Origin of the sequence: Mesorhizobium sp. M1182, assembly GCF_040318335.1 — a bacterium.
In the GTDB taxonomy this organism is placed as follows: Bacteria; Pseudomonadota; Alphaproteobacteria; order Rhizobiales; family Rhizobiaceae; genus Mesorhizobium.
In genome coordinates, this window is the sequence record NZ_JAMYMD010000007.1 from 54,932 (window position 1) to 77,817 (window position 22,886).

26 protein-coding genes are annotated in these 22,886 nt (G+C 61.9%); 12 read left to right on the forward strand and 14 right to left on the reverse strand.

Annotation, left to right across the window (positions count from 1 at the left end; all coding sequences use genetic code 11):
* Positions 1–99: 99 nt before the first annotated feature.
* The 4 genes from NKH33_RS11085 (at position 100) to NKH33_RS11100 (ending at position 3,682) form a co-directional block, all read left to right on the forward strand.
* Positions 100–1,392 carry an efflux RND transporter periplasmic adaptor subunit gene (locus NKH33_RS11085; protein ID WP_352539596.1) on the forward strand — a complete coding sequence of 431 codons (1,293 nt, stop codon included), beginning with the start codon at positions 100–102 and terminating at the stop codon, positions 1,390–1,392.
* A gap of 2 nt (positions 1,393–1,394) precedes the next feature.
* On the forward strand, positions 1,395–2,105 hold the full coding sequence (locus tag NKH33_RS11090; RefSeq protein ID WP_352470209.1) for an ABC transporter ATP-binding protein: 711 nt from the start codon (positions 1,395–1,397) through the stop codon (positions 2,103–2,105).
* A gap of 2 nt (positions 2,106–2,107) precedes the next feature.
* Positions 2,108–3,325, forward strand: a complete 1,218-nt coding sequence (locus NKH33_RS11095) for an ABC transporter permease (protein WP_352919464.1) — start codon at positions 2,108–2,110, stop codon at positions 3,323–3,325.
* Positions 3,326–3,439: 114 nt separating this feature from the next.
* Entirely contained in the window at positions 3,440–3,682 is a 243-nt protein-coding gene (locus NKH33_RS11100; protein WP_023720771.1) for a hypothetical protein, read from the forward strand.
* Here the strand turns inward: NKH33_RS11100 and NKH33_RS11105 are convergent.
* Together NKH33_RS11105 and NKH33_RS11110 are read right to left on the reverse strand one after the other, a co-directional pair.
* Positions 3,679–4,407 carry a hypothetical protein gene (locus tag NKH33_RS11105; protein WP_352539593.1) on the reverse strand — a complete coding sequence of 243 codons (729 nt, stop codon included), beginning with the start codon at positions 4,405–4,407 and terminating at the stop codon, positions 3,679–3,681. The two genes, NKH33_RS11100 and NKH33_RS11105, sit on opposite strands and share 4 nt — an antisense overlap.
* 7 nt (positions 4,408–4,414) lie before the next feature.
* Entirely contained in the window at positions 4,415–5,527 is a 1,113-nt protein-coding gene (locus tag NKH33_RS11110; protein WP_352768891.1) for an endonuclease/exonuclease/phosphatase family protein, read from the reverse strand.
* On the opposite strand from NKH33_RS11110, the gene NKH33_RS11115 reads away from it, so the two are divergent.
* From NKH33_RS11115 to NKH33_RS11125, 3 genes are all read left to right on the forward strand, one after another.
* Positions 5,526–5,663: a hypothetical protein gene (locus NKH33_RS11115; RefSeq protein ID WP_352768894.1), complete on the forward strand. Its 138-nt coding sequence runs from the start codon at positions 5,526–5,528 to the stop codon at positions 5,661–5,663. The genes NKH33_RS11110 and NKH33_RS11115 overlap by 2 nt on opposite strands.
* A gap of 49 nt (positions 5,664–5,712) precedes the next feature.
* Positions 5,713–6,297 carry a BA14K family protein gene (locus NKH33_RS11120; RefSeq protein ID WP_352768897.1) on the forward strand — a complete coding sequence of 195 codons (585 nt, stop codon included), beginning with the start codon at positions 5,713–5,715 and terminating at the stop codon, positions 6,295–6,297.
* Positions 6,298–6,472: 175 nt separating this feature from the next.
* Positions 6,473–6,757 (forward strand): PilZ domain-containing protein, encoded by a 285-nt coding sequence (locus tag NKH33_RS11125; protein WP_352470452.1) that lies wholly within the window; start codon positions 6,473–6,475, stop codon positions 6,755–6,757.
* Between the two features lie 10 nt (positions 6,758–6,767).
* Here NKH33_RS11125 and NKH33_RS11130 read toward each other — a convergent pair whose 3' ends face one another.
* From NKH33_RS11130 to NKH33_RS11150, 5 genes are all read right to left on the reverse strand, one after another.
* Complete coding sequence (locus NKH33_RS11130; protein ID WP_352681713.1) at positions 6,768–7,391, reverse strand: hypothetical protein; 624 nt, start codon at positions 7,389–7,391, stop codon at positions 6,768–6,770.
* The gene (locus NKH33_RS11135) at positions 7,384–7,905 is read right to left on the reverse strand and encodes a hypothetical protein (RefSeq protein WP_352470203.1); all 522 of its coding nucleotides are present in this window, start codon (positions 7,903–7,905) and stop codon (positions 7,384–7,386) included. The genes NKH33_RS11130 and NKH33_RS11135 overlap by 8 nt, the downstream gene beginning before the upstream one ends.
* Positions 7,906–8,399: 494 nt before the next feature.
* The gene (locus tag NKH33_RS11140; RefSeq protein WP_352820460.1) at positions 8,400–9,377 is read right to left on the reverse strand and encodes a DUF3592 domain-containing protein; all 978 of its coding nucleotides are present in this window, start codon (positions 9,375–9,377) and stop codon (positions 8,400–8,402) included.
* Between the two features lie 257 nt (positions 9,378–9,634).
* Positions 9,635–10,654: a ketol-acid reductoisomerase gene (gene ilvC / locus NKH33_RS11145; RefSeq protein WP_023676662.1), complete on the reverse strand. Its 1,020-nt coding sequence runs from the start codon at positions 10,652–10,654 to the stop codon at positions 9,635–9,637.
* A gap of 23 nt (positions 10,655–10,677) precedes the next feature.
* Positions 10,678–11,331, reverse strand: a complete 654-nt coding sequence (locus NKH33_RS11150; protein ID WP_352539587.1) for a TetR/AcrR family transcriptional regulator — start codon at positions 11,329–11,331, stop codon at positions 10,678–10,680.
* A gap of 155 nt (positions 11,332–11,486) precedes the next feature.
* Between NKH33_RS11150 and NKH33_RS11155 the strand changes: the two genes are divergently transcribed.
* Positions 11,487–11,915 carry an anthrone oxygenase family protein gene (locus NKH33_RS11155; protein ID WP_352919470.1) on the forward strand — a complete coding sequence of 143 codons (429 nt, stop codon included), beginning with the start codon at positions 11,487–11,489 and terminating at the stop codon, positions 11,913–11,915.
* A gap of 38 nt (positions 11,916–11,953) precedes the next feature.
* Here NKH33_RS11155 and NKH33_RS11160 read toward each other — a convergent pair whose 3' ends face one another.
* Positions 11,954–12,406, reverse strand: a complete 453-nt coding sequence (locus NKH33_RS11160; RefSeq protein WP_352470199.1) for a MarR family winged helix-turn-helix transcriptional regulator — start codon at positions 12,404–12,406, stop codon at positions 11,954–11,956.
* Between the two features lie 100 nt (positions 12,407–12,506).
* Here NKH33_RS11160 and NKH33_RS11165 point away from each other — a divergent pair, with 100 nt between their 5' ends.
* Together NKH33_RS11165 and NKH33_RS11170 are read left to right on the forward strand one after the other, a co-directional pair.
* The gene (locus NKH33_RS11165) at positions 12,507–12,812 is read left to right on the forward strand and encodes a Rieske (2Fe-2S) protein (RefSeq protein ID WP_352681719.1); all 306 of its coding nucleotides are present in this window, start codon (positions 12,507–12,509) and stop codon (positions 12,810–12,812) included.
* Between the two features lies 1 nt (position 12,813).
* On the forward strand, positions 12,814–13,539 hold the full coding sequence (locus NKH33_RS11170; protein ID WP_352919474.1) for a glutathione S-transferase family protein: 726 nt from the start codon (positions 12,814–12,816) through the stop codon (positions 13,537–13,539).
* On the opposite strand, the gene NKH33_RS11175 is transcribed toward NKH33_RS11170, so the two are convergent.
* Both NKH33_RS11175 and NKH33_RS11180 read right to left on the reverse strand, forming a co-directional pair.
* Complete coding sequence (locus NKH33_RS11175; protein ID WP_352815356.1) at positions 13,487–14,725, reverse strand: FAD-dependent oxidoreductase; 1,239 nt, start codon at positions 14,723–14,725, stop codon at positions 13,487–13,489. The genes NKH33_RS11170 and NKH33_RS11175 overlap by 53 nt on opposite strands.
* A 74-nt stretch (positions 14,726–14,799) precedes the next feature.
* Positions 14,800–15,210, reverse strand: a complete 411-nt coding sequence (locus NKH33_RS11180; protein WP_352466906.1) for a winged helix-turn-helix transcriptional regulator — start codon at positions 15,208–15,210, stop codon at positions 14,800–14,802.
* 136 nt (positions 15,211–15,346) lie between these two features.
* On the opposite strand from NKH33_RS11180, the gene NKH33_RS11185 reads away from it, so the two are divergent.
* Positions 15,347–16,237 (forward strand): SDR family oxidoreductase, encoded by an 891-nt coding sequence (locus NKH33_RS11185; protein WP_352815358.1) that lies wholly within the window; start codon positions 15,347–15,349, stop codon positions 16,235–16,237.
* A gap of 43 nt (positions 16,238–16,280) precedes the next feature.
* Here the strand turns inward: NKH33_RS11185 and NKH33_RS11190 are convergent, their stop codons facing one another.
* The 3 genes from NKH33_RS11190 to NKH33_RS11200 form a co-directional block, all read right to left on the reverse strand.
* Positions 16,281–18,200 carry a potassium transporter Kup gene (locus NKH33_RS11190; protein ID WP_352450049.1) on the reverse strand — a complete coding sequence of 640 codons (1,920 nt, stop codon included), beginning with the start codon at positions 18,198–18,200 and terminating at the stop codon, positions 16,281–16,283.
* A gap of 158 nt (positions 18,201–18,358) precedes the next feature.
* A complete protein-coding gene (locus NKH33_RS11195; protein ID WP_352539580.1) occupies positions 18,359–20,272 on the reverse strand; it encodes a potassium transporter Kup in 1,914 nt (637 codons plus the stop codon).
* 95 nt (positions 20,273–20,367) lie between these two features.
* Positions 20,368–21,108, reverse strand: coding sequence for a pyridoxine 5'-phosphate synthase (locus NKH33_RS11200; RefSeq protein ID WP_352681724.1), 741 nt, complete (start codon positions 21,106–21,108; stop codon positions 20,368–20,370).
* 115 nt (positions 21,109–21,223) lie between these two features.
* On the opposite strand from NKH33_RS11200, the gene NKH33_RS11205 reads away from it, so the two are divergent.
* Positions 21,224–21,628, forward strand: coding sequence for a SpoIIAA family protein (locus NKH33_RS11205; RefSeq protein ID WP_352456501.1), 405 nt, complete (start codon positions 21,224–21,226; stop codon positions 21,626–21,628).
* A 10-nt stretch (positions 21,629–21,638) separates the two neighbouring features.
* Here the strand turns inward: NKH33_RS11205 and NKH33_RS11210 are convergent, their stop codons facing one another.
* Entirely contained in the window at positions 21,639–22,766 is a 1,128-nt protein-coding gene (locus NKH33_RS11210; RefSeq protein WP_023720791.1) for an ATP-dependent DNA helicase, read from the reverse strand.
* Between the last annotated feature and the right edge of the window lie 120 nt (positions 22,767–22,886).

The following is a 22,886-nucleotide window of genomic DNA, read 5'->3' on the forward strand; positions in this document are numbered from 1 at the left end:
TCTGCCTCATTCCAAACATGAGCGAAATTTAATTTGAATTTTGAACCATAAGGCCTGATTTGTGCACCGATGGGATATCACTGAACATAGGGGTCCGGCGTGGACCAGATTGTCAATCTGCCAAAGACGGAATCCGCTTCCGCCATCGAGACGGCGCTCGGGCTCGACCACCAGGGCCTGAAGACAAAACGCCGTCGCGGTTGGGGTTACGCAGTGTTCGCACTGCTTGCCGTCGCCGCGAGTGTCGTCGGCTACCAGTGGTATGCGGGCTCGCCCGCCAAGATCGAGTATACCACGACACTGGCCGCCATGGCCGACCTTACCGTCGCCGTTTCGGCTACCGGCGCGCTGCAGCCTCTCACCCAGGTCGATATTTCCAGCGAACTCTCCGGCGTCGTCCGCTCGGTTTCGGTCAACGAGAACCAGCTGGTGAAGAAGGGCGATGTGCTGGCCGCGCTCGACACCGCAAAGCTGGAGGTGCAGATCGAGCGCGCCCAGGCCTCCGCCAAGGCAGCGGCGGCGAGCGTCGAGGACGCCACCGTGACCCTGGCCGAAAACGAAAAGGCGCTGGTGCGCGCGGCGCAACTGACCAAGCGCGGCATGGCGACGGACCAGTCGCTCGAAGCGGCAACCGCCACCCGCGACCGCTCGAAGGCGGCGCTTGACATCGCCAAAGCCAACCTCGCCATGGCCAATGCCGATCTCAAGGCGCAACAGACGGATCTTGCCAAGAGTACCATCTACGCTCCGATCGACGGCATCATACTGACGCGCTCGGTCGACCCCGGCCAGACGGTCGCCTCCTCGCTGCAGGCGCCGGTGCTGTTCGTCATCGCCGCGGATTTGAAGAACATGGAATTGAAGGCTGCGGTCGACGAGGCCGATATCGGCGCCGTCAAACCCGGCCAGCATGCGCGCTTCACCGTCGACGCGTTCCCCGAACGGCCATTCGACGCCGAAATCCGCGACATTTCCTATGCCTCGGTCACCACCGACGGTGTCGTTACCTATGATGCAAGGCTCGACGTCGACAATAGCGAGCTTCTGTTGCGGCCCGGCATGACAGCCACCGTCTCGGTCGTCACCAAGCAGGCCAAGAACGTGCTCACCGTGCCATCGATCGCCTTCCGCTACCGGCCGGCGCAGACGGCGGAGCGCGGCTGGAGCCTCACCGACCTGTTCACCGGCCGCATGGGACGCCCCGGCGGCAACCGCCAGCACCAGGCGGCGGCGAAGCCCACCGACGGCTCGCGCACGCTCTACGTGCTGGAGAATGGGCGGCCGCATCCGGTCAACGTCAGGGTCGGCTCGACAGACGGAGAACTGACCGAGATCGTCTCCGGCCTGGAGGAAGGCGCGCAAGTCATTACCGCCTCGCAGCAGCGGAGCTGATCGTGGCATCGGGCGCGACCACCCTCATAGGCTTCGACAAGGTCTGGAAAAGCTATGGCCAGGGCGAAGCCCGGGTGCATGCGCTGGCCGGCGTCGACCTCGCCATCAGGCGCGGCGAATTCGTCGCCATTATGGGCCCGTCCGGTTCGGGCAAATCGACGGCCATGAACATCATTGGCTGCCTCGACACGCCGACCGCTGGGACCTACAGCTTCGAAGGCATCGACGCCGGCCGTCTCGATCGCAATCGCCGCGCCGTACTGCGCAACCTCTATGTCGGCTTCGTCTTCCAAGGCTACAACCTCTTGCCGCGCACCACGGCGGCGGAGAATGTCGAACTGCCGCTGATCTACCGCGGCGTTGGTGCCCGCGAGCGTCGCGGCCTTGCCATGCAGGCGCTTGCCGAGGTCGGCCTTGTCGGCCGCGAGCATCATACGCCAGCCGAGCTGTCCGGCGGCCAGCAGCAGCGCGTGGCGATCGCCCGCGCCATCGTCACCAGGCCGACGCTGCTCGTCGCCGACGAACCGACCGGCAATCTCGACACCGCACGCACGCACGAGATCATGGAACTCCTGATGCAGCTGAACAGCGAGCTCGGGCTGACTATCGCCATGGTCACGCACGAAGCCGATGTTGCCGGCTATGCGCAGCGCACGATCCGTTTCCTCGATGGCCATGTCGCCTTGGACACAGCCAATCTCGAGATGGCCTAGCCATGATCTGGGAAACCGTTCGCCTCTCGCTCCGCTCCATCCGCCGCAACGTGCTGCGCTCGTTCCTGACGCTGCTCGGCATCGTCATCGGCGTCGCCGCCGTCATCGCCATGCTGACCATCGGCTCGGGCACCACCGAGAAGGTCAAATCCGACATTTCCAAGCTCGGCAGCAATCTGCTCGTCATCCGTTCCGGCCGTCCGGCCGGGCCTGGCGGACCTGGAGGGCTCGATCAGGTCGTCCGACCTCTTGCCTACAAGGATCTCACCGCGCTTGCCGCGCATCTGGACGGCTCGCGCGCCATCTCGCCGGCGTCGCAAAAGCAGGTGCGCGTCATTTTCGGCACCGAAAGCCTGACCTCGGGCGTCACCGGAACCGACAGCGCCTATCTCGATGCCCGCGACTGGAAGCTGGTTTTGGGCCGCCCGTTCAGCGATTCGGAAACCCGCTCGGGCACCGGCGTCTGCCTCATCGGTGAGACGGTGCGCCAGCAGTTCTTCGGCGCCGGCGACCCTGAAGGCGAGATCATCCGCGTCAACCGCACTTCCTGCAAGATCATCGGCTTGCTCGAACCGAAGGGCTATACCGGTTTCGGCCAGGACCAGGACAATGTCGTGCTGATGCCGCTCGCCGCCTATCAGCGTCGCATTGCCGGCAATCGCGACATCGATTCGATCTATGTCGCCGCCGACGACCGTACGCCAACCACGGTGCTGCAGCAGCGCGTCGAGGACATCTTGCGCGACACACGCCGCATCACGCCCGACCGCGACGATGATTTCTCGATCCGCGACATGACCCAGATCGCCGATGCCATGGCCAGCGCGACCACCACCATGACTGGCATGCTCGGTGCCGTCGCCGGCGTCAGCCTGCTCGTCGGCGGCATCGGCATTATGAACATCATGCTGGTGTCGGTAACCGAGCGCACGCGCGAGATCGGCATCAGGCTCGCCATCGGCGCCCACGAAAAGCACATCCTCATCCAGTTCCTGGTCGAGGCAACCGTGCTGTCGCTGCTTGGCGGCATCATCGGCATCCTGATCGGCCTGGCCCTTGCCGGCCTCGCCTCGCTGACGCTGACGATCCCGTTTGCGCCAAGCCCGGCGGTCATCCTGCTTGCTGTCGGCTTTTCCGCGCTGATCGGCATGATGTTCGGCTTCTTCCCGGCGCTGCGCGGCGCGCGGCTTAACCCGATCGACGCGCTGAGGCATGAATAGGCATTGCAGCAAGTGTCGCCTTCAGACGCTGCCAATTTTTTATGCAACCTGCCCTTGTCGCAGCACATTCTGCAATGATAACAATGCTGTTGGGGACTAAGGGGGGAACAATGGATGAGCAAGAAAGCGCGACTGGCTCTGGCGATTGTGATCGTCGAAGCCGCCTTGGCAGGGCTTTGGTGGAATTTGATCCTTTATGGGATGGAGAATCCCGATCGCGTCACCGCTGACTTCCAGCAGGTGATTGGGCAGACGATGGGAACAGCGATGGGGGCGCTCCTGGGTCTCGGCGTGCTGTTGTATTTTGTTGCCGCCCGCAACGACCGCAAGGCTATTGAAGGTAGGCTACGACGTTAGAGTTGGAAACCTTGCTCGCTCGCAAAGTGCCATTCGATCAGCGGTCTCATATGCGGCATCAGCCCGTCCGGCAGATCGGCGGCATTGCGGATGATTACAGGGCCTTCGATTTCAGGCTCTGATTCGGCGGCGACGAATGCACTGATCCGCTGTGCGAGGTCGTCGGCGGAGGCCGTCTCGCGGTAGCGGCGAAAGATCACCGTGCCGGTTGCCGTCGACAGGGCGTAATGGCGCCTGCCGCGTGTCGCACCTGATAGATCGAGCCCGGTTTCCTCCAGTACCTCGCGGATCATGTTGAAGTCGACGTCAACAATGCCGTCGCGGAAATCGGTTGGCTCGAACGAACCGGCGGCGAAGTAGACGCGCCCGGCATTGACCGTATGCGGTGCCATACGGATCGCCACCAACGCGTTGTCGCCGGCGACCAGCATGGCGTGCGCGTAGGCATGTTCGGCGCCAGGCACCTGTCGATTGCTGCGCCAAAGCATGAAGGTCGAATAACGCACCGCATGGCAACGGCCGACTAGGCGATTGTCGCGATAGCTGAGAGCGGAAAGCAGCACCACGGTGCCGTCGAAAAGCGCCGGCTTGGCCGCGGTCTCACGCCGCCAGTTCGCCGCGATCGCGTCGGCATGATCGCGCTCGAACGGATGCGGGCCGGAATCGAGCCTGACGTCGATGGCATCGACCGGCAGGATGACGTTGCGCGGCAAATCGAAACTCACGCCTGTCTCACACCATGTCGAGGGCAATTGCTACTGGGCAATGGTCGGATGCTTTCGGCCGGTCCCACCCGGCGCGTGGGAAGCGCTCGACCTCCTGGCCCGCCGGAAATATGGTGCGCCAAGGCTGTCCGCTACGGATGATATCGGGAACGGCGGTGGCGTTCTGCCTGGCTAGCGCCCTCGATAAAAGGATGTAGTCGAGCTGGCAGAGATGCCGCTCTTCCGGTCCGCGCGTGTGATAGAAAGTCCAGCGGTCCATTTCCGGCCGCCGCTCGACCGCGTTTTCGCAAAAACCGCCGGCAGTGAGCACGTCGATGCAGGACCGGGTCTCGTCGATCACCTCGAAGCGATGGCCGTCGAAAACATCGCCAGTGATCTTCACGCGCTGCCGGTAGTCGTTCATGTCGCCGCAGATTGCCCAGCGCTTGTCGGCGGCATTATCCTTGCCGAAGCGCTCCTCGATGATCCGGCGCACCGCTTGCGCCTCGGCGATGCGCAGCGGCATTGTCGCCTCGCGGCCGTCGAGGCCGTTACGGGGCGAGCCCATCGACTTGAAATGCACGAGATACAGCGTCAACGGCGCGCCAGCGACCGTCAGATCGATTTCCAGGCAGTCGCGTCGGAAGATGCGTTCATTGGCCTGGTGACCAAGCGCTGCCAATTCCGCCGTGTGCAGGCCGAATTGCTCGAACGTGACATAGGCGTAGCTAGTCATGCGCACGAATTCGATTGGCTGGCCCTGCGCGGTCTCGTTGCGCATCATCACGGCGACGTCGATGCCGCGCGAATCATTGCCGGCGGTGGTGTATTTCTGCCGATAGCCTTGCCCCACCATCTTGAAGAGATAGCCATATTCGAAGGCCTTCAGCGCCTCGATATTGTCGACCTCCTGCATGCAGATGATGTCGGCGCGGGTGGCCGCGATCGCCAGCGCCGTCAACTGGCGCGTGTCGTCGGACTGCGCGATCGCCCGCGCCTGCTCGAGCATCTTGTATTCGGCCTCGCTCTGGATGTCGAAAAGCGCCAGTGTGCGATCTTCGTTGAGCTGATTGCGGTATCCGGAATAATCAAACCTGTTCATCAGGTTTTCGACGTTGAAGGTGGCAAGGCGCAGCGACATGGCTTTGAGCTTTGCCCGCAAGCGCGCCCGAAAACAAGGGCGCAGAAACCAGGAGGCTCTGATTGATCGCGCGCTCGCCATGGTTGACGGAACCTTTTTGTTCATCTTCCGTTCAGATGGAAAGTTCCATCAATAGGCTCTTCCCCGAGGTTTCTGGGCGTGGGGCCTGAATTTCGGAGAGTGCGATGAAACCGCTCTTTTTATCTTCCGTCAGATCCGGGCTGATGGCCCTCGGTCTGATCGCCAGCCTCTCGGCCCCGTCGCTTGCCGGGCCGATACCCAAACCCCTGCTGCCGGTGGCGGGCAACGCTGCCGACATCGTGCAAATTCGTGAAGATTGGGCAGGCGGCAATGACAGGCAGATCTGGCGTTGGCGCAATCGCGGCTTTCGGCAATGGCACGGCGGCGACGATTGGAGATGGCGGTCCCACAATTTCCGCGGCCGTCATTTTTCGAGACACTGGGACAATGGCGGCTGGGACGACAGCTGGCGCTGGCGCCACCATCGCCGCCATTACCGCGGCGGCTACTATGATGATGGTGCGGGTGCCGCGATTCTTGGCTTGGGCCTGGGCCTCGGCCTTGGCAGCCTGTACAACAGCTACAACTACTACGACGCGCCGCCACCGCGCCGCTATTATCGCGCAGGGCGGCTTTCCAGTGCACATGTCCAATGGTGTTACAATCGCTACCGGTCGTACCGCGCCTGGGACAACACCTTCCAGCCCTATTACGGGCCGCGCCAGCAATGCTACTCGCCCTATAGGTAAGCAGGCCGACAACAAGCATCATTCGGCGCCGTGCTTCGCGGCGCCTTTTTCTTCCAGCCAGGAACCGCGAACATCGCCCAGTCCCGACTGCTGATAACGCTATTTTTATCAGGCAGGTCTAATAATCCTCCCGATCAGAACGCCCGAGACGCGAAAAATGGCTGGATTGCGTGCGATGGCCGAGGACGAACAGAGGGACAAACACCGGCAGCGCGTCTTGAAGGGCGCGACGATCCTGACCGGCGTGAGCAATTCCGAGGTCACATGCACGCTGCGCAACATGCACGCCGGCGGCGCCGAATTGAAGGTCTCGATCGACGCGCGCGTGCCCGATGAGTTCCTGCTCTATGTTCCGACCGACGGCATTGCCTACAAGGCCGTGGTCCGCTGGCGCCGCGAAGATCGTATCGGCGTGATGTTCACCGGTACCGAACCAAAGCCCAGTTGGCACTACGGCTGAGATCCCGGCGCTATCCGGGTGGCAGGACTCGCAGTGTCTGCTCGTCAAACAGCGGCTCATCCTGGCCGACGCGAACGAATAGAAGCTTTCGCAGTTCGGGTGATTGCACCTCGAAATACTGAATGCCGTCCGGGGCTTCGCCCCATTCGCCACAAGGCGGTTCGCCGACCTCGTCAGGGTTGGCGACGGTCTTCAATTCCTCACGATAGGCGGCATCGGGACTGAAAACATACCGGAGGATGCGCGCGGGCGTCGGCCCTTCGGTGTAAGGCATGAGCACGCAACGTGTGCTGATGGCTTTCTCGGTCTTCTGAGTAAAAATGCGCTGCAACGCAGCATCGGCGGCCTCGCCAGGCAGCATATCGAAGACTTCGACGACGGGATCGGCCGGCCCGCCGTCGCTGTATTCGATGGCAAGAGCATTGCCGCCAAGCTCGAAATGAATCCGGCGAAAACCGAAATCGCAGCGCTGCACCCAGGCAGCCAGCCCGACATCCTTGTCCGCCAGCCGTTCCCAAGCGCATTTGTCGACAGGCGGACGCGACGGCTTGCTTTGGTCGGCACGAGCGCCGGTTGCCATGGCCATAAGGACCGGCAGGGCGAACATGCAGGCCGGCGGTCTCTTGCTATTCATCGCTACAACCCGTCAAACTAAAGGCGTCCCAGGCTGAACCGTCGGGATTGGCTTTGGCGAAATCGGGCCATTCGGTAAAAATCGCGCCGAAGTCAGGCAACAGCAACCCTGCCGGTGCCGGCGAGGCTTCGCGGGAATTCAACTGCTCGGCACCGCCTGCATTGAACGCATAGACCTGCCCATCCCACACTCTGCACAGCCCGGTGCCGTCCTCGAGACCAGCCTCACGATCGTCGTCGGTGCAGGTGTGCCGGATAGTGCCCACAGGAAAGGAGTACTTGCCATTGGTCCAGGTAATGTCCGACGGCAGACGAATGTCGGTATTGGGCACGATCAACGAAAAGACCTCGGTCGTTAGCGCGGCCAGCTCGTTGTTGGTTGGCCGGAACTGTATCGTCGCTCCCGAACGCGGCTCGCGATAGGTCGCATGGCTGAGCGAACATTCTGTTGCGTTCGCTGCTTGCAACAGGCTCAGCATGCTCAGAAAAATAGCTGCTGCTTTGCGGATGATCATTTAAGTCCCTTGGAGCAGCATCATTGTGAAGCCTGAGCATCGATGCTTTAACATGGCCCAAGGCCGCGTCGAAAAGAAAGAATCGATGATGCGAAATCTCTTGATGCTCATTTCGATCTTAACATTTACGTGCGGCAGCGCCTTTGCCACGGAACCCTATGTGGGCACATGGTCCGGGGACAGATCGAACTGTACCGCCGTTGCGGATGTTCAACGCCAGACTGTCTACACATTGTACCGCGACGCGCTGTCGGTCCCTGCTCTCGGCTGCGAACACGCATCGTTTCTCAAGACGCCTACGGGCTGGGTGGCTCGGGCCAGCCAATGCTACGGATCCGACCCGTCGGCCGAAGAGCCGTTCTCCCGTGTCATCCATATTGTGGTCGACGGGGCGACGGTGAGATTGACATGGCCTGGCTTCGACAGCGGAGTTCTTGTCAGATGCTGAAGACAGGCATCTTTTTCCGCTGGATATGCAGCCTAGGACAGCAGCTTCAGATGACGCCTACCAGCAGCGCGGCTCCACCGAGGAGGCCAACTGCGCAGCCCCACAGGAGCCAAAGCCCGCTAACCCTGCATTCGAGTACCGCTGCAACTGGGTTGTCGGGATCGTAGTGGACCTCGACCTTGTCGCCCTGGAGGTAGCGCTGCGATCGACCGCTGACGAGGCTCGGCAGCGAAGCCGTCACGTTTGCGCCGAACGCGATGCGATCGGCGGCGTAGCGCTGGCCGGCGACGCTATAGCTGTAGACGACGCGGGATTTGAAGACTGTCCGCCAGGGCCGATAGCTGCCTCCGGACCTGTCGCGGGTCTCGAATTTCTGCAGGCCCGAAGCATCGATGCGTCCTGCCGTGATCGGCCATTTGGCCGCCTGTTCCGCAAGTGACTTCTGGGCAAAGCCCATGCGCAGCACAAACAATCCCATGAAAAGCAGCAGGGCAGCGGCGCCGAGGTTCTGCGGCCTGGGCAAAAACGGCCGGATCGCTTCGAGGAGGCCGCCGACGGAGAAGACCAATACAAGCGCGCCGACCACCAGCCCGGACGAAAGCTGGACCATGAACTTGAAGGAGCCGTCGGGCATGGTGCGTTCGATCACCGCCTTGGCTGGATCGGCCGGATTGTAGAAGACGGTTACGCCGGCCCCGTTTGGAAATTTCGCAAGGGTTTCCGCCACTGCAAAGTTTCCAAGGTTCTCCTGCACGCTGTAGTGCGAACTGCGAAATGTCTTGCCGTTCACCTTGTATTCGAAGGTGATTGCCGGGAAGTTGCGGATTTCGGTCGACCCTCTGCTGTCCGAACCGGATCCCGAACTGGTCACCTCGCGAGCCTCGACCTGCGACGAGATGATCTTTCCCGGCGTCGGAGACCAGCGGCTGACCGCCCTCACCTCCCACCACTTCAGCAAGGTGACGAGGGAGAGCATGCCGGCAACCGCGCAGGCAAACCCGACCAACAGAAATTTGAGTTCCAACTCTCACCCCCTTGGCACTTTTGCGCCATGCCCCGCACAGGCATATCACGGTGATGAGGATAATGCGCCTGTCCAGAAGCCTGGAAACCACACGATCTTGATGCGAAAAGGCCGGCGGATCGCTCCGCCGGCCTTTCTTGATCGGCAATGAAATTGCGATCAGTTCTTGGCCTTGTCGACCAGCTTGTTCATGGAAATTCCCACGCGCCCGCAGGGCGAAGCCCGAGGACGGGTAACGAAACGAACGTGGGTGTCCTTCAGTTCTTGGCCTTATCAACCAGCTTGTTCTTCGAAATCCACGGCATCATCGCGCGCAGCTTGGCGCCGACTTCCTCGATCTGGTGGCTGTCGTTGTTGCGGCGGATGCCCTTGAAGCGCGACATGCCGGCGCGGTATTCCTGCATCCATTCCGAGGTGAACTTGCCGGTCTGGATATCCTTCAGCACGCGCTTCATCTCGGCCTTGGTCTCGGCGGTGATGATGCGCGGGCCCGAGACATATTCGCCCCATTCGGCGGTGTTCGAGATCGAGTAGTTCATGTTGGCAATGCCGCCTTCATAGATCAGGTCGACGATCAATTTGACCTCGTGCAGGCACTCGAAATAGGCCATTTCCGGCGCGTAGCCGGCTTCCACCAGTGTCTCGAAGCCGGCGCGGATCAATTCGACTAGGCCGCCGCACAGCACCACCTGCTCGCCGAACAGGTCGGTCTCGCACTCCTCGCGGAAATTGGTCTCGATAATACCCGAGCGGCCGCCGCCAACGCCGCAGGCATAGGAGAGCGCCAGGTCGAGCGCATTGCCCGAAGCGTCCTGGTTGACCGCGACCAGGCACGGCACACCACCGCCCTTCTGGTATTCGCCGCGCACCGTATGGCCAGGCCCCTTCGGCGCGATCATCACGACGTCAACCGAAGCTTTGGGCTCGATCAGGCCAAAATGCACGTTGAGGCCGTGGGCAAAGGCAATCGCTGCGCCATCGCGGATGTTCGGCGCGATCTCGGATTTGTAGATGTCGGCCTGCAGCTCGTCCGGCGTGGCCATCATCATCAGGTCGGCCCACTTGGCGGCATCGGCTACGCTCATCACCTTGAGCCCGTCGGCCTCGACCTTCTTGGCGGTCGCCGAGCCGGCCTTGAGGCCGATGGCGATGTCCTTGACGCCGGAATCCTTAAGGTTGAGCGCATGCGCCCTGCCCTGGCTGCCATAGCCGATGATGGCGACCTTCTTGCCCTTGATCAGGTTGAGATCGGCATCGCGATCGTAATAGACACGCATTTTTGTTCCTTCCCGTTTTGAATTCAGAGGCCTTGCGGCCCGGTTTTTGCCCCGTAAAGAGCGAGAAACTGCTGCGTCGCCCGGACGGCATCGCCGCCGATCGCCGCATCAGTCAATTCCAGCCGGTCGCCAAGCAGCAGGCGGATCTGCACGTCGCGGGCGACCAGCCCGAAAAAGGTGCGGAACGCCGTCTCCGCGTCGGAAAACTCGAGGAAACCAGCTTCCTTGCCTGCCTCCAGCACCGGTTTAAGGCGCCGGGCCAGTGCGAAGCGGCCGTTCTCCAGCACGATGGCGCCGAGATCGTCCTTCCCCGAACTAGCATGGCCGACCGCCACCCTGTTCAGCGCGATCGAGGTGTCGCTCGAAATTACCTTGAGCCAGTCCGAAGCGAAGCGTTCGAGGCTCGCCGTCAGCGAAGGGAGGTCGAGCCCCTTGCGGTCGACCGGCACTACCCGCACCTTAGACGCCTGCCATTGTACCGTTGCCGTCAACAGCCCGTCGCGATCGCCGAACCATTTGTAGAGCGTCTCCTTCGAGCAGCTCGCCCGCCGCGCCACGGCGGTCATGGTCAACTGATCGCCCTCTTCGACCAGCAGGCGAAGGGCGGCGTCGAGCACGTCCTTCTGCCGCTCCGTCAGCGCCTCGCTGGTTTCGATGTCGGTCACAGCGTGCAACACAGTTTTTCCTCAGGAGGCAAACTCACCGCAGTTCAGATACGAGCTCGATGGCGTACCGTACGTTACGGTTCGGCTTTATGGCGTATTGCCCGACCCGACGCAAGCCTTTATTTCTGTAGCTTGCTCCATGCGGGGCATCACGGGAGACACTGATCATGCTCGCCGGATTGCTTGCGTTGACCGTTACCGCAGTGTTCGCGGGTGCGGCTATCTACGTCAGCGTCGCCGAACAGCCGGCGCGGCTTCGCCTCGAGGACAAAGCATTGCTGCAGGAATGGCAGCCTTCCTACGAGCGCGGCGCCGCCATGCAGGCCTCGATTGCCGTCATCGCCTGTTTTCTTGGCCTCGTCGCGTGGTGGCTGACTGGCAATCTCGCTTATCTGGCTGGCGCCGTGCTGATCATCCTGCCTTGGCCATGGACGCTGCTGGTGATGATGCCGGCAAACAGGTTGCTGGAGGCGATGGACGCGAACTCCGTCAATCCTGAAGCTCGGACATTGATCGCCAAATGGGGCAATCTGCATCTGGTCCGCGTCGGGCTTGGCGTTCTGGCGACGTTGGCATTCCTCTTGGGCAGTGCCTGACCTCGCCAATCGGTCGCCATCTTCGTCATGAAGGCGTGTCACTCCAGGGCGGGCGGATCTCGCAGGCGCCCAAGCAGAGCTGACAGCGCGTCCAGCTCAACATTGGAAAGCCGGGAGCCGACCAACTCCGCGATCGACCGGCCGTAGACAGCCCACATGCGGCGGCGCGTCTCGCGTCCCTTGTCTGTGACGCGGACTGTTTGCCCGCGGCCGTCATCGGCAACTGGAAGCTTCTCGACCTGCCCGTCGGCTTCGAGCCGCGCCAGCAGCCGGGAGATGTTGTACTGCGCAAACAGGGTGCGCTCGGTGAGTTGGAACGGCCGCAATCCGCCCTCGCCCGCCTCGGCAAGCTCGTGCAGGACGTCGTACCAGGCAAGCGGCGGCAGGCCACTGTCCTTCAGCGCGTCCTCGGCTCTTTCCAACAACTGGCGCGAAACCCGCATCAGGCGAGCCCAGGCCTTGATGGCTGGAGGTGAAGGAATCCCGGTCATGATTGCATCGTAGGCGATAGATGCAATTGCATCAAGCTTGACGATCGATGCAAATGCATCTATATAGATGCAATTGCATCAATCACGAGAGGCAATTCCGATGAAGCATGAAATCTGCAAGATCGCCGACATTCCGGAAACAGGCAGCCTCATCGCTCCGTTTTTCGGCCGCGAGGTCCATGTCTACCGCAGCGGCGAGCGTATCCGCGCCGCCGCCAACGTCTGCCTGCATTTCGGTGGCCCGCTCGACTGCAAGGACGGGAAGCTCGTCTGCCAGTGGCACGGCGCCTCGTTCGACATGGCTAACGGTGATCGCCTCGAAGGCCCGACGCCGAAGGGCTCCCGCCTGATGTTCCTCTCCACCCGCGTCGAGGACGGCGCATTGAACTATGTCTGGGGAGAGTGAGATGACCGACAAGCTCATCCTCGTCAGCCACCATCTTTGTCCCTATGTGCAGCGCGCGGCGATTTCACTTCGCGAAAAGGACGTTCCATTCGAGCGCATCACGGTCGATCTCGCCAACAAGCCTGCCTGGTTCAAGGCGATATCGCCGCTCGGCAAGGTGCCGCTGCTCCGCGTTGAGCATGACGGCCAGGAAACGGTGATCTTCGAATCGCTCGTCATCCTCGAATTCCTCGAGGAAACCCAGCCCAATCCGCTGCATCCCACCGACCCCTATGCCCGTGCCCGGCATCGCGCTTGGATCGAATTCGGCTCAGCAATCCTGAGCGGCATCGGCCGCTTCTATTCAGCGCCTACGGAAGCCGCGTTGCTCGCTGAAAGCGAGGCGCTATCGGCAATGTTCGATCGCCTGGAAGTGGAACTGGCGAACGGCGCGGCTGGGCCATGCTTCGACGGCGAGCGCTTCTCACTGGTCGACGCGGTCTACGGCCCGATTTTTCGCTATTTCGACGTCTTCGACCGGATCGGCGATTTCGGCATCCTGGACGGAAAGCCGCATGTCCAGGTGTGGCGCGAGGCGTTGCGCAAACGCCCATCAGTGAAGGGCGCGGTCGCTCCCGATTATCCGCAACGCCTCCATGCATTCTTGCAGGCTAAGGGTTCGCACCTTTCGGAAATCATCCGCCAAAACGATCCGGCCACAGCGCTTCCGCAAGCCCTATCGGCTTGAATGGATTGAGCACCGTTCCTGTAACCATGGAAGCAAGAAACTGCGGCGCCGGCGGGACTTTTGCCAGCGTCGCCACCAGCCTGTCGCGGACGAACGGCATCACAATCGAATCCGACTGATAAAACGGCGTCAGCACCAGCGACAGCGCCTGGAAGACCCGCACATGCCATCGCCGCGCCCGGACATAGGCCCCCAGCGCAGTATCGATACGGTCCGTTCCTATGAGCGCGTAGTTGAGCGCGGCTGCATCGAGCAGCGCCATGTTCGCGCCCTGCCCGAGCTGCGGGCTTGTCGAATGGGCCGCGTCGCCGATAACGGCCAATCGCCGTCCGGCTGGCGTCTTCATCGTGTGATGGCCATAGCGCGCCAGCGAGAGCTGCTCGAAACTGTCGATCTGGTCGATGAAGGCCGCGCATTCAGGCCACAGCCCGGCCAATCTCGCCTTCCATGCATCGAGACCTGCCGCCCAGACGCGCTCGGCATCCGCCGGCTTGAGGCTCCAGAAGAATGCCGCCATCTTCTGGGCATCCGGCTCGGGCCGGCCGATTGGCAGCACGCCGATCATCACGCTCGCGCTGTCGTAGCGCTGCAGCAGCGCGTGCTCGTCGAAACCCTCGCCGCGCCAGCCAAGCGATGCCCAGAACGCGCCATAGGCGAGCGATCGCGGTTCGCCCGGATTGTTCACGCACCGCCGCAGTTTGGAGCGCGAACCGCTGGCATCCACTACCAGGTCGAACGACCCTATCCGTTGTCCGTTGCCGCAGATCAATGTTGCCCGCTCGCCGGTTTCCAGCGTCTCGAGCTCGATACCTGTCTCAATGGTGAGCGCCTGGCGCCGGGCGGCGCGGAAAAGCACGCCGAACAGAGCCGCGCGGTGCACCGCCAGCCCGAAGCGGCCGCCACTCCGGGCATCGTAGCGGACGTCGAGCACTGTGCGGCCGGTCTTGGCATCTGCACCATGCAGGCGGTCTATGCGGCTGCCCAGCGCCAGAATGTCATCGAGCAGGCCGAGATCGGCAAGCACCGTCAGCCCGGTCGGCTGCAGGATCAGCCCGGACCCGACCGGTTGTGGCTGGTTGAAGCGCTCGAAGATGGTGACCCTATGTCCGGCGCGCGTGAGATAGAGCGCGGCGGCAAGTCCAGCCGGCCCGGCGCCGGCAATCGCGATGTCCAGAGAATTGCCCATCTGCCCGCCCCAACCCAGGCCGGACAATCCTTCAGCACCGCCGCTAAATCAAGCCGCCGTCTCGGCCTGGAGGCTCAGCCTTCGGCAGCATCGAAAACCTTCCGCGCCTCGCGTACAGCGCCGTGATTGAGCTCGGCCCATTGGATCAGCTGATGCAAGGGTCCAAACATCGAGCGCCCGAGATCGGTGAGGCTGTATTCGACGCTCGGCGGTTTGGTCGGAAACACCTGGCGATGCACATAGCCGTCGCGCTGCAGATCGTGCAGCGTCTGGGTGAGCATCCGCTGTGAAATATCGGGCACCAGCCGCCGCAATTCGCCGAAGCGGTACGGCTTCTCGGCCAAGGCCTCCATCAACAGTGAACTCCATTTATTGCTTATGCCCTGGATCACGTCGCGAACCGGGCAATCCGCAAGGTTTCCGCCACCGCTGCCTGCTTTGTATATCTCGAGCTTCGATCTCAGATTGACGATCTTGCCGTCCATGGCTGGTTCCCTGGGTGTGCCTACCTCCCGCAAAACTGCCTTCTTTACGAGGATGGGTCAATTCCTATTTTAGTGCTGGTCTCTTTTTGAGACTAACATATGCACCCGCCGCTCCGGCGCAACGTCAGGACATCTCATGACCGACACCCTTCTCGTCACCGGCGCCTCCGGCCAGCTTGGCCGCGGCGTCATTAATCATCTGCTTGACACGCTCAAGGTCTCCCCTCAGCGCATCATCGCCGCCACCCGCAACCCGGAAAATCTGGCCGATCTGGCAGCCCGAGGCGTCACCATCCGGGCAGTCGACTTCGACGACGCCACGTCGTTGGCCAGTGCATTTACCGGCGCGGACAGGGTTCTGATCATTTCGACAAACGAGCTCGCCGTTCCGGGCAAGCGCCTGAAGCAACATGAGGCTGCGGTCGCCGCCGCAAAAAGCGCCGGCGTTTCGCATCTGCTCTACACGTCGATGCCCAGTCCGGAGCCAGGATCGCCGGTACTGTTTGCGCCTGATCACCACGGCACCGAGCAGGCGATCAAGGCGAGCGGTATCCCCTACACCATCTTCCGCAACGGCTGGTATCAGGAGAACCTGTTCATGGCGCTGCCGCACGCCATCGCCTCGGGGCACTGGTACACATCCGCTGGAGACGGCCGCATTGCCCATGGCGCACGCGACGACATAGCCGCGGCGATCGCCGCCTGTCTCGCATCGGGGGCAACCGAAAGCAAGACATACACGCTGACGGGTCCGCAGGCCTATACGGTGGCTGAAATCGCGGCCCTCGTCACCGAAGTTACCGGCAAGCCGATCGAGGTCGTCCAGCTTTCGGACGAAGCGCTGACCGGGGGATTGAAGGCAGCCGGCGTCCCCGAAGGTTTCGCCCCGGTCATCGTTTCGTTCGACACCAACACACGTTCCGGCCGCATCAGCATGGTGACGGACGAGATCGAGACGCTGTCCGGCAGGAAGCCGCGGCCGCTGAAGCAATTTCTTGAAGCAAATAAGGCGGCTCTGGTGAGCTGAGCCTGACAAATGGCCGTGCCCTTCGAAGGGCACGGCCATTTATTTAGATAGCCACCTGCGTTCCGATCTCGACGACGCGTCCGGTCGGGATCTGGAAATATTCCGTCGCATCGGCCGCCGTGCGCGCCAGCCCGATGAACAGCTTGTCCTGCCAGACCGGCATGCCGGAATTGGGCGAGGCCTTGAGAGAGCGCCGCGACAGGAAGAAGGACGTCGTCATGATGTCGAACTTCCAGCCCTGTTTGCGGCAGATCGCCAGCGCACGCGGGATGTTGGGCTGCTCCATATAGCCGAAGGTCAGCGTCACCCGCATGAACAGCTCGTTGACCATTTCCATCTTGACGCGCTCGCTGTCGGGCACGACAGGCTGCGGTGCCGTCACCACCGAAAGGATGACGTTCTGCTCGTGCAGCACCTTGTAGTGCTTGAGGCTGTGCATCAGCGCCGTCGGCGCGCTCAGCGGGTCGCTGGTCAGGAACACCGCGGTGCCCGACACCAGATGCGGCTTCTTCTTCAGCAGATTGCCGGCGAGGAAATCCAGCGGGATCTCGTTCCGGCGCGTCTTGTCGAACAAATAGCGGCTGCCGCGGATCCAGGTCCACATAGTCATCACGATAACTGCGGCGATGGCAAGCGATGCCCAGCCACCTTCAAACACCTTGACTATGTTGGCGGCAAAGAAGCCGGTATCGACGAAGGCGAACACGGCCATCAAGGCGATCGCGACGCCGAGCGGCCATTTCCAGATGCGCGTCATCACAACAAAAAGCAGCACATTCGTCACCAGCATGTTGCCGGTCACCGAAATGCCGTAGGCCGAGGCCAGGCGGCTGGATTCGCCGAAGCCGACCACCAGCAACATCACCACCAGCGCCAGCATCAGGTTGATGCGCGGCAGATAGATCTGGCCCGACTGTTTTTCCGACGTATGCTGGATAACGAAACGCGGCAGCATATTGAGCTGCACCGCCTGTCTGGTCAGCGAAAAAGCGCCGGAGATCACCGCCTGGCTGGCGATGACGGTCGCCGCCGTCGCCAGCACGACCATCGGAATAAGCGTCCAGCCCTGGTTCATCTCGAAGAATGGATGACCGACAACGCCGCCATTTGCCAGCACGAAGGCGCCTTGCCCGACATAGTTGAGCAACAGACAAGGAAACACGATTGCCAGCCAGGCGAGTACGATCGGCTTGCGGCCGAAATGGCCGAGGTCGGCATAGAGCGCCTCGGCGCCGGTGACGGCGAGGAAGACCGCACCAACCGTGACGAAGGCGACATCGGGCGAGTTGACCAGGAACGACACGATGTAATGCGGGCTGATCGCCAGCAGGATTTCCGGATCGGCGATGATGTGGTTAATGCCGGAAAGGCCGATGGCCAGGAACCACAGCGCGGTGACTGGCCCGAACACCAAACCTACGCCGCCGGTGCCGAATCGCTGTACCGCAAACAGGATCGCCAAGATGGCCAGTGTCAGTGGCACCACATAGGGCTGGAATGTCGGCGTGACGACGTTCATACCTTCGACCGCCGATAGCACCGAGATCGCCGGCGTGATGACTGCGTCGCCGAAAAAAAGCGCCGCGCCGACGATGCCGATGCCGAGGATCACCGCAGAGCGCGTCGGGAAGCTGTTGCGCGCCAGCGCCATCAGCGACAGCACCCCGCCCTCGCCTCGATTGTCGGCGCGGAGCACGAACATGATGTATTTGATGGTGACGGTGATCGTCAGCGACCAGATGATCAGCGACAACACACCGAGGATGTCGCCACGGTTGGCGACGTTGCCACCGGCCGATGCGTGCAACGCCTCGCGAAATGCATAGATCGGGCTGGTACCGATATCGCCGTAAACCACGCCGAGCGCGCCCAGCATCAGCACCTTGGTGCTGTGCTGCTCGACCTCAGAATGGCTGGATTGTTCGACAGGTTCTGCCTCGTTACCAGCATTGGTAAGGGCCATGGACGACACTCCGGTAAGCGGGCGGTGCTCTACGCTTGCTGCGCTGCAATATCAAGTGCCGTCACGTAATGGCTCCGTCCCGATATTGCGAGCCCTCCACGACTTGGCAGACTCAGTCCGATCGGCAGACCACCTGGAATGTCGCAACGGACACGTTTTTAAATAGCCACCTGCGTCCCGATCTCGACGACGCGTCCGGTCGGGATCTGGAAATATTCCGTTGCATCGGCCGCCGAGCGCGCCAGCCCGATGAACAGCTTGTCCTGCCAGACCGGCATGCCGGAATTGGGCGAGGCCTTGAGAGAGCGCCGCGACAGGAAGAAGGACGTCGTCATGATGTCGAACTTCCAGCCCTGTTTGCGGCAGATCGCCAGCGCACGCGGGATGTTGGGCTGCTCCATGTAGCCGAAGGTCAGCGTCACCCGCATGAACAGCTCGTTGACCATTTCCATCTTGACGCGCTCGCTGTCGGGCACAACCGGCTGCGGTGCCGTCACCACCGAAAGGATGACGTTCTGCTCGTGCAGCACCTTGTAGTGCTTCAGGCTGTGCATCAGCGCGGTCGGCGCGCTCAGCGGATCGCTCGTCAGGAACACCGCGGTGCCCGACACCAGATGCGGCTTCTTCTTCAGCAGATTGCCGGCGAGGAAATCCAGCGGGATCTCGTTCCGGCGCGTCTTGTCGAACAAATAGCGGGTGCCGCGTATCCATGTGGACATGATCAGCCCCATGCCGCAGGCGACCGTGATCGACACCCACCCGCCTTCGAGGATCTTGACGACGTTTGCGAGGAAAAATCCAGTATCGATCGTGCCGAACAGCAGTGTGAGCGCGGCTGCCAGTGCAAGCTGCCATTTCCACCGGAACCGCATCACCACAAACAACAGGATGGTTGTCATCAGCATTTCGCCAGTCACCGAAATGCCATAGGCGGAAGCCAGCGAACTCGAACTGCCAAAGCCGACCACCAGCAGCATCACGCCGAGTGCGACCACCAGATTGACCCGCGGCATGTAGATCTGGCCGGATTGCATCTCGGAAGTATGCTGCACCTCGATACGTGGCAGCAGATTGAGCTGCACCGCCTGCCGCGTCAGCGAGAAAGCGCCGGAGATCACCGCCTGACTGGCGATCACCGTCGCTGCCGTGGCCAGCCCAACCATGGGCATTAGCGCCCAATCCGGCAGCATCTGGAAGAATGGATTGGTGGGTTTGCCGCCGTTGGCCAGAACGAACGCGCCTTGTCCGAAATAGTTGAGGAGCAGACAAGGGAACACCACGGAGAACCACGCCAGCACGATCGGCCTGCGGCCGAAATGGCCGAGATCGACATAAAGGGCTTCGGCCCCGGTGACCGCCAGGAACACCGCCCCGACCGTGACGAACGCACCGGTGGGCGTATTGGCCAGATAAGCGACGGCGTAATAGGGATTGATCGCCAGCAGGACCGACGGGTCGTCCAGCAGATGGTAGACCCCGGCGGCGCCGATCGCCAGGAACCACGCTGCCGTCACCGGTCCGAACACGGCCGCCACCCTGCCGGTGCCAAAGCGTTGCACGGCAAAAAGCATTGCCAGGATGATCAGCGTGATCGGAACAACATAAGTTTCCAGCGTCGGGGTCACCACTTCCAGGCCCTCGACCGCCGAAAGCACGGAGATGGCCGGCGTTATGATGGCGTCGCCGAAAAACAGCGCCGCGCCGCAAAGTCCGATCCCCAGAATGAACCGGGCTCCCTTTGGATAAGCGTTGCGCGCAAGCGCCATCAGCGACAGCGTGCCGCCCTCACCCTTGTTGTCGGCTCTGAGCACGAAAGCGACGTACTTTATCGTGACGATGATCGTCAGCGCCCAGACGATAAGCGACAGCACGCCGAGAACATCGTTGCGCGCTACCGGTCCCGACGATGCGTGCAGCGCTTCCCGAAACGCGTAGATTGGGCTCGTGCCGATATCGCCGTAAACCACGCCCAACGCGCCCAGCATCAAAACTCTGGTGCTGTGCTGCTCGGCCTTGGAGTGGCTGGATTGTTCGATGGGTTCTGCCTCGCTACCAGCGTGGGCAAGGGCCATGGACGACACTCCCATAGACGTGCGGCGCTCTATGCTGCGGGATGGAAAGGACGCGCTGCCGTGCCGGGAACGCATGGCCTATCGGCTCGCCTTTCCTACCAGCCACAAGCCTTCAGAAACCGCCTGACCGTTGCGGCCATGCCATACTCCAACGCATCGGCTGTCAACCCATGTCCGATCGACACTTCGGCCAATGCCGGGATGCGCCTGGCCAGCGCCGGCAAATTGCTCACCACAAGGTCGTGCCCGGCATTGACCTGGAGCCCTGCGGCCAATGCGGCATCCGCCGTCTTTCCCAATTTCTCCAATTCCTTCGCCGCTTTTGCCGAATCGGAATGATAGCTGCCATATGGACCCGTATAGAGTTCGATCCGGTCGGCGCCGGTGTCGCGAGCGGCTTTCACGGCAGCGGGATCCGGATCGGAAAACAGCGATACGCGAAAGCCTCCCTTCTTCAGGCGCTTGACAACCGGTGTCAGAAACGCAGCCTCGGCGGCGAAGTTCCAGCCATGGTCGGAAGTCGCCTGCGCCGGGTCGTCGGGCACCAGCGTCACCTGCTCGGGCTGATGCTTTTCCACAAGCGCCAGGAACTCCTCGGTCGGATAGCCCTCGATGTTGAATTCCGCATTCGGGAACTCGTCGTCGATCAGCGCCCTGATCTCAGGCAGATCGGAATGCCTGGTGTGCCGCTCGTCGGGTCGCGGGTGCACCGTCAGCCCATGCGCGCCGGCGGCAAGGGCGATGCGTCCGAGCCCGGTCACGCTTGGCCACGGCAGGTCGCGCCGGTTGCGCAGCATGGCGATGGCGTTGAGGTTGACGGAAAGCTTTGCAGGCATTTGCACGGCTCCAGGCTGATCTTGGCGCGCATCTATACCGCCTTTAACGGGAACAGACAGAGGGTTTCAGGTGTTCCAAGGTGTGCGAAGAAAATCGAGCGCAAGGAGTTCCCTGTTGAATTTTCTCGAGGCTGTGCCGGCGGTTCGCCGCATCGATACCGATCGCGAAGATCTTTTCGCCATCGATGTCGTCGGCCATGTCGCAGCGGCTGACGCCGAAAACCTGTTCGGATTGCTGGAGGCGGCCTATGCGCTGCATCCGAAGATCGACGTGCTGGTGCGCCTGATCGACCATGAGGGTGTCGACTGGGCCGACGTATCGGACGAGACGATCGAACAGGGCATAGCTCATGCCGTGGAGCATATCGGCCGCTGCGCGGCGATCGGTGAGCCGAACTGGATACCGGAGGCAAGAGCCTTTTTACCTGCCTCTTTGCCTATCGAACTCCGGCATTTCGAGGCCGAGGACGAGGCCGCCGCCTGGGAATGGCTTGGCGCCAACCCAATCGCCCAGCGCTGATACGACCGCCCTATCGGACGATCGTCAGCCGTTCGGCCGCGCGCGTGATAGCGGTATAGAGCCAACGCTGCCGGGTTTCCTTGAACGCCCAGCTTTCGTCGAAAAGCACGATCTCGTTCCACTGCGAGCCCTGCGCCTTGTGCACGGTCAGTGCATAGCCATAGTCGAAATCGTCGAAACGTTTCTTCTGCTGCCAGGGAATGTCGGCGTCCGGATCTTCGAATGCCGCCTTGAGCAGCTTGATCTTGGCGACGCCGCGATCCGGGTCGTCTTCCTCCGGCGAAACCAGCAGATTGATGCCGGGCTTGACCGTCTCGCGCGACGAGGTCATCACCTTCCACAACGAGCCGTTGAGCAGTCCCTTGGCCGGATCGTTGCGCAGACAGACCAGCTTGTCGCCGGCTTGCGGATAATCGGCGTTGAACCCCTTCAGTTCGCGCAGCCGCTGGTTGTAACGGCGGCGCGTGCGGTTGGTGCCGACCAGCACCTGGTCCGCTTTCAGCACCAATTCCTGGGTGACGTCTTCCTTGCCGATCACCTGCGCCGCGCCATAGTCGCCGCGCATGAACTCGCGGCCCTCGCGCACGTCAAGCGCAAGCCGGATGATCGGGTTGTCTCGCGCCTGGCGATGGATTTCGGTGAGCAGAATGTCCGGCTCATGGTCGGTGAAGAAGCCGCCGCCGGAGATTGGCGGCAACTGGCCGGGATCGCCGAGCACCAGGATCGGCGTGCCGAAGCTCATCAGGTCACGGCCGAGTTGCTCGTCGACCATTGAGCATTCGTCGATGACGACGAGCTTGGCCCGCGAGATCGGGCTCTGCCGGTTGAGCGAAAATGTCGGCGACATCGATGTCTTGCCGGTCACCTCGTCCGCTACCGATTCCTCGCCCTTCGGCCGGTAGATCAGCGAATGGATGGTGCGGGCATTGACCGCGCCCTTGGAACGCAGCACCTGCGCCGCCTTACCCGTAAACGCGGCGAACTGCACCTGGCCGTCGACATGCTCGGCGAAATAGCGCGCCAGCGTCGTCTTACCGGTGCCGGCATAGCCGAACAGCCGGAACAGCTGCGGCTTGCCGGCTTTCAGCCAGCCGGCCACCGCCTTCAGCGCCTCGTCTTGTTGAGGAGAGAATTCCATCAGCGCGACAGACCGGATTCGCGAGGGAAAGACAAGGTGACTGCCGTCACCGGCAAGTTTTCATCGCCGGCAATCACGCCGCTGCGACAGGGTCAGGCTATCAGTGACGAACAGGAACGT

What these genes read in the sequence shown, in the direction of transcription:
- NKH33_RS11155 (WP_352919470.1), top strand. Translation starts at nt 11,487, where the DNA reads ATGCTCGCCGGATTGCTTGCGTTGACCGTTACCGCAGTGTTCGCGGGT.
- NKH33_RS11160 (WP_352470199.1), bottom strand. Translation starts at nt 12,406, where the DNA reads ATGACCGGGATTCCTTCACCTCCAGCCATCAAGGCCTGGGCTCGCCTG.
- NKH33_RS11180 (WP_352466906.1), bottom strand. Translation starts at nt 15,210, where the DNA reads ATGGACGGCAAGATCGTCAATCTGAGATCGAAGCTCGAGATATACAAA.
- NKH33_RS11130 (WP_352681713.1), bottom strand. Translation starts at nt 7,391, where the DNA reads ATGAATAGCAAGAGACCGCCGGCCTGCATGTTCGCCCTGCCGGTCCTT.
- NKH33_RS11115 (WP_352768894.1), top strand. Translation starts at nt 5,526, where the DNA reads ATGGCTTTGAGCTTTGCCCGCAAGCGCGCCCGAAAACAAGGGCGCAGA.
- NKH33_RS11210 (WP_023720791.1), bottom strand. Translation starts at nt 22,766, where the DNA reads ATGGAATTCTCTCCTCAACAAGACGAGGCGCTGAAGGCGGTGGCCGGC.
- NKH33_RS11195 (WP_352539580.1), bottom strand. Translation starts at nt 20,272, where the DNA reads ATGGCCCTTGCCCACGCTGGTAGCGAGGCAGAACCCATCGAACAATCC.
- NKH33_RS11175 (WP_352815356.1), bottom strand. Translation starts at nt 14,725, where the DNA reads ATGGGCAATTCTCTGGACATCGCGATTGCCGGCGCCGGGCCGGCTGGA.
- NKH33_RS11100 (WP_023720771.1), top strand. Translation starts at nt 3,440, where the DNA reads ATGAGCAAGAAAGCGCGACTGGCTCTGGCGATTGTGATCGTCGAAGCC.
- NKH33_RS11190 (WP_352450049.1), bottom strand. Translation starts at nt 18,200, where the DNA reads ATGGCCCTTACCAATGCTGGTAACGAGGCAGAACCTGTCGAACAATCC.
- NKH33_RS11200 (WP_352681724.1), bottom strand. Translation starts at nt 21,108, where the DNA reads ATGCCTGCAAAGCTTTCCGTCAACCTCAACGCCATCGCCATGCTGCGC.
- ilvC (WP_023676662.1), bottom strand. Translation starts at nt 10,654, where the DNA reads ATGCGTGTCTATTACGATCGCGATGCCGATCTCAACCTGATCAAGGGC.
- NKH33_RS11120 (WP_352768897.1), top strand. Translation starts at nt 5,713, where the DNA reads ATGAAACCGCTCTTTTTATCTTCCGTCAGATCCGGGCTGATGGCCCTC.
- NKH33_RS11095 (WP_352919464.1), top strand. Translation starts at nt 2,108, where the DNA reads ATGATCTGGGAAACCGTTCGCCTCTCGCTCCGCTCCATCCGCCGCAAC.
- NKH33_RS11165 (WP_352681719.1), top strand. Translation starts at nt 12,507, where the DNA reads ATGAAGCATGAAATCTGCAAGATCGCCGACATTCCGGAAACAGGCAGC.
- NKH33_RS11135 (WP_352470203.1), bottom strand. Translation starts at nt 7,905, where the DNA reads ATGATCATCCGCAAAGCAGCAGCTATTTTTCTGAGCATGCTGAGCCTG.
- NKH33_RS11185 (WP_352815358.1), top strand. Translation starts at nt 15,347, where the DNA reads ATGACCGACACCCTTCTCGTCACCGGCGCCTCCGGCCAGCTTGGCCGC.
- NKH33_RS11170 (WP_352919474.1), top strand. Translation starts at nt 12,814, where the DNA reads ATGACCGACAAGCTCATCCTCGTCAGCCACCATCTTTGTCCCTATGTG.
- NKH33_RS11125 (WP_352470452.1), top strand. Translation starts at nt 6,473, where the DNA reads ATGGCCGAGGACGAACAGAGGGACAAACACCGGCAGCGCGTCTTGAAG.
- NKH33_RS11110 (WP_352768891.1), bottom strand. Translation starts at nt 5,527, where the DNA reads ATGTCGCTGCGCCTTGCCACCTTCAACGTCGAAAACCTGATGAACAGG.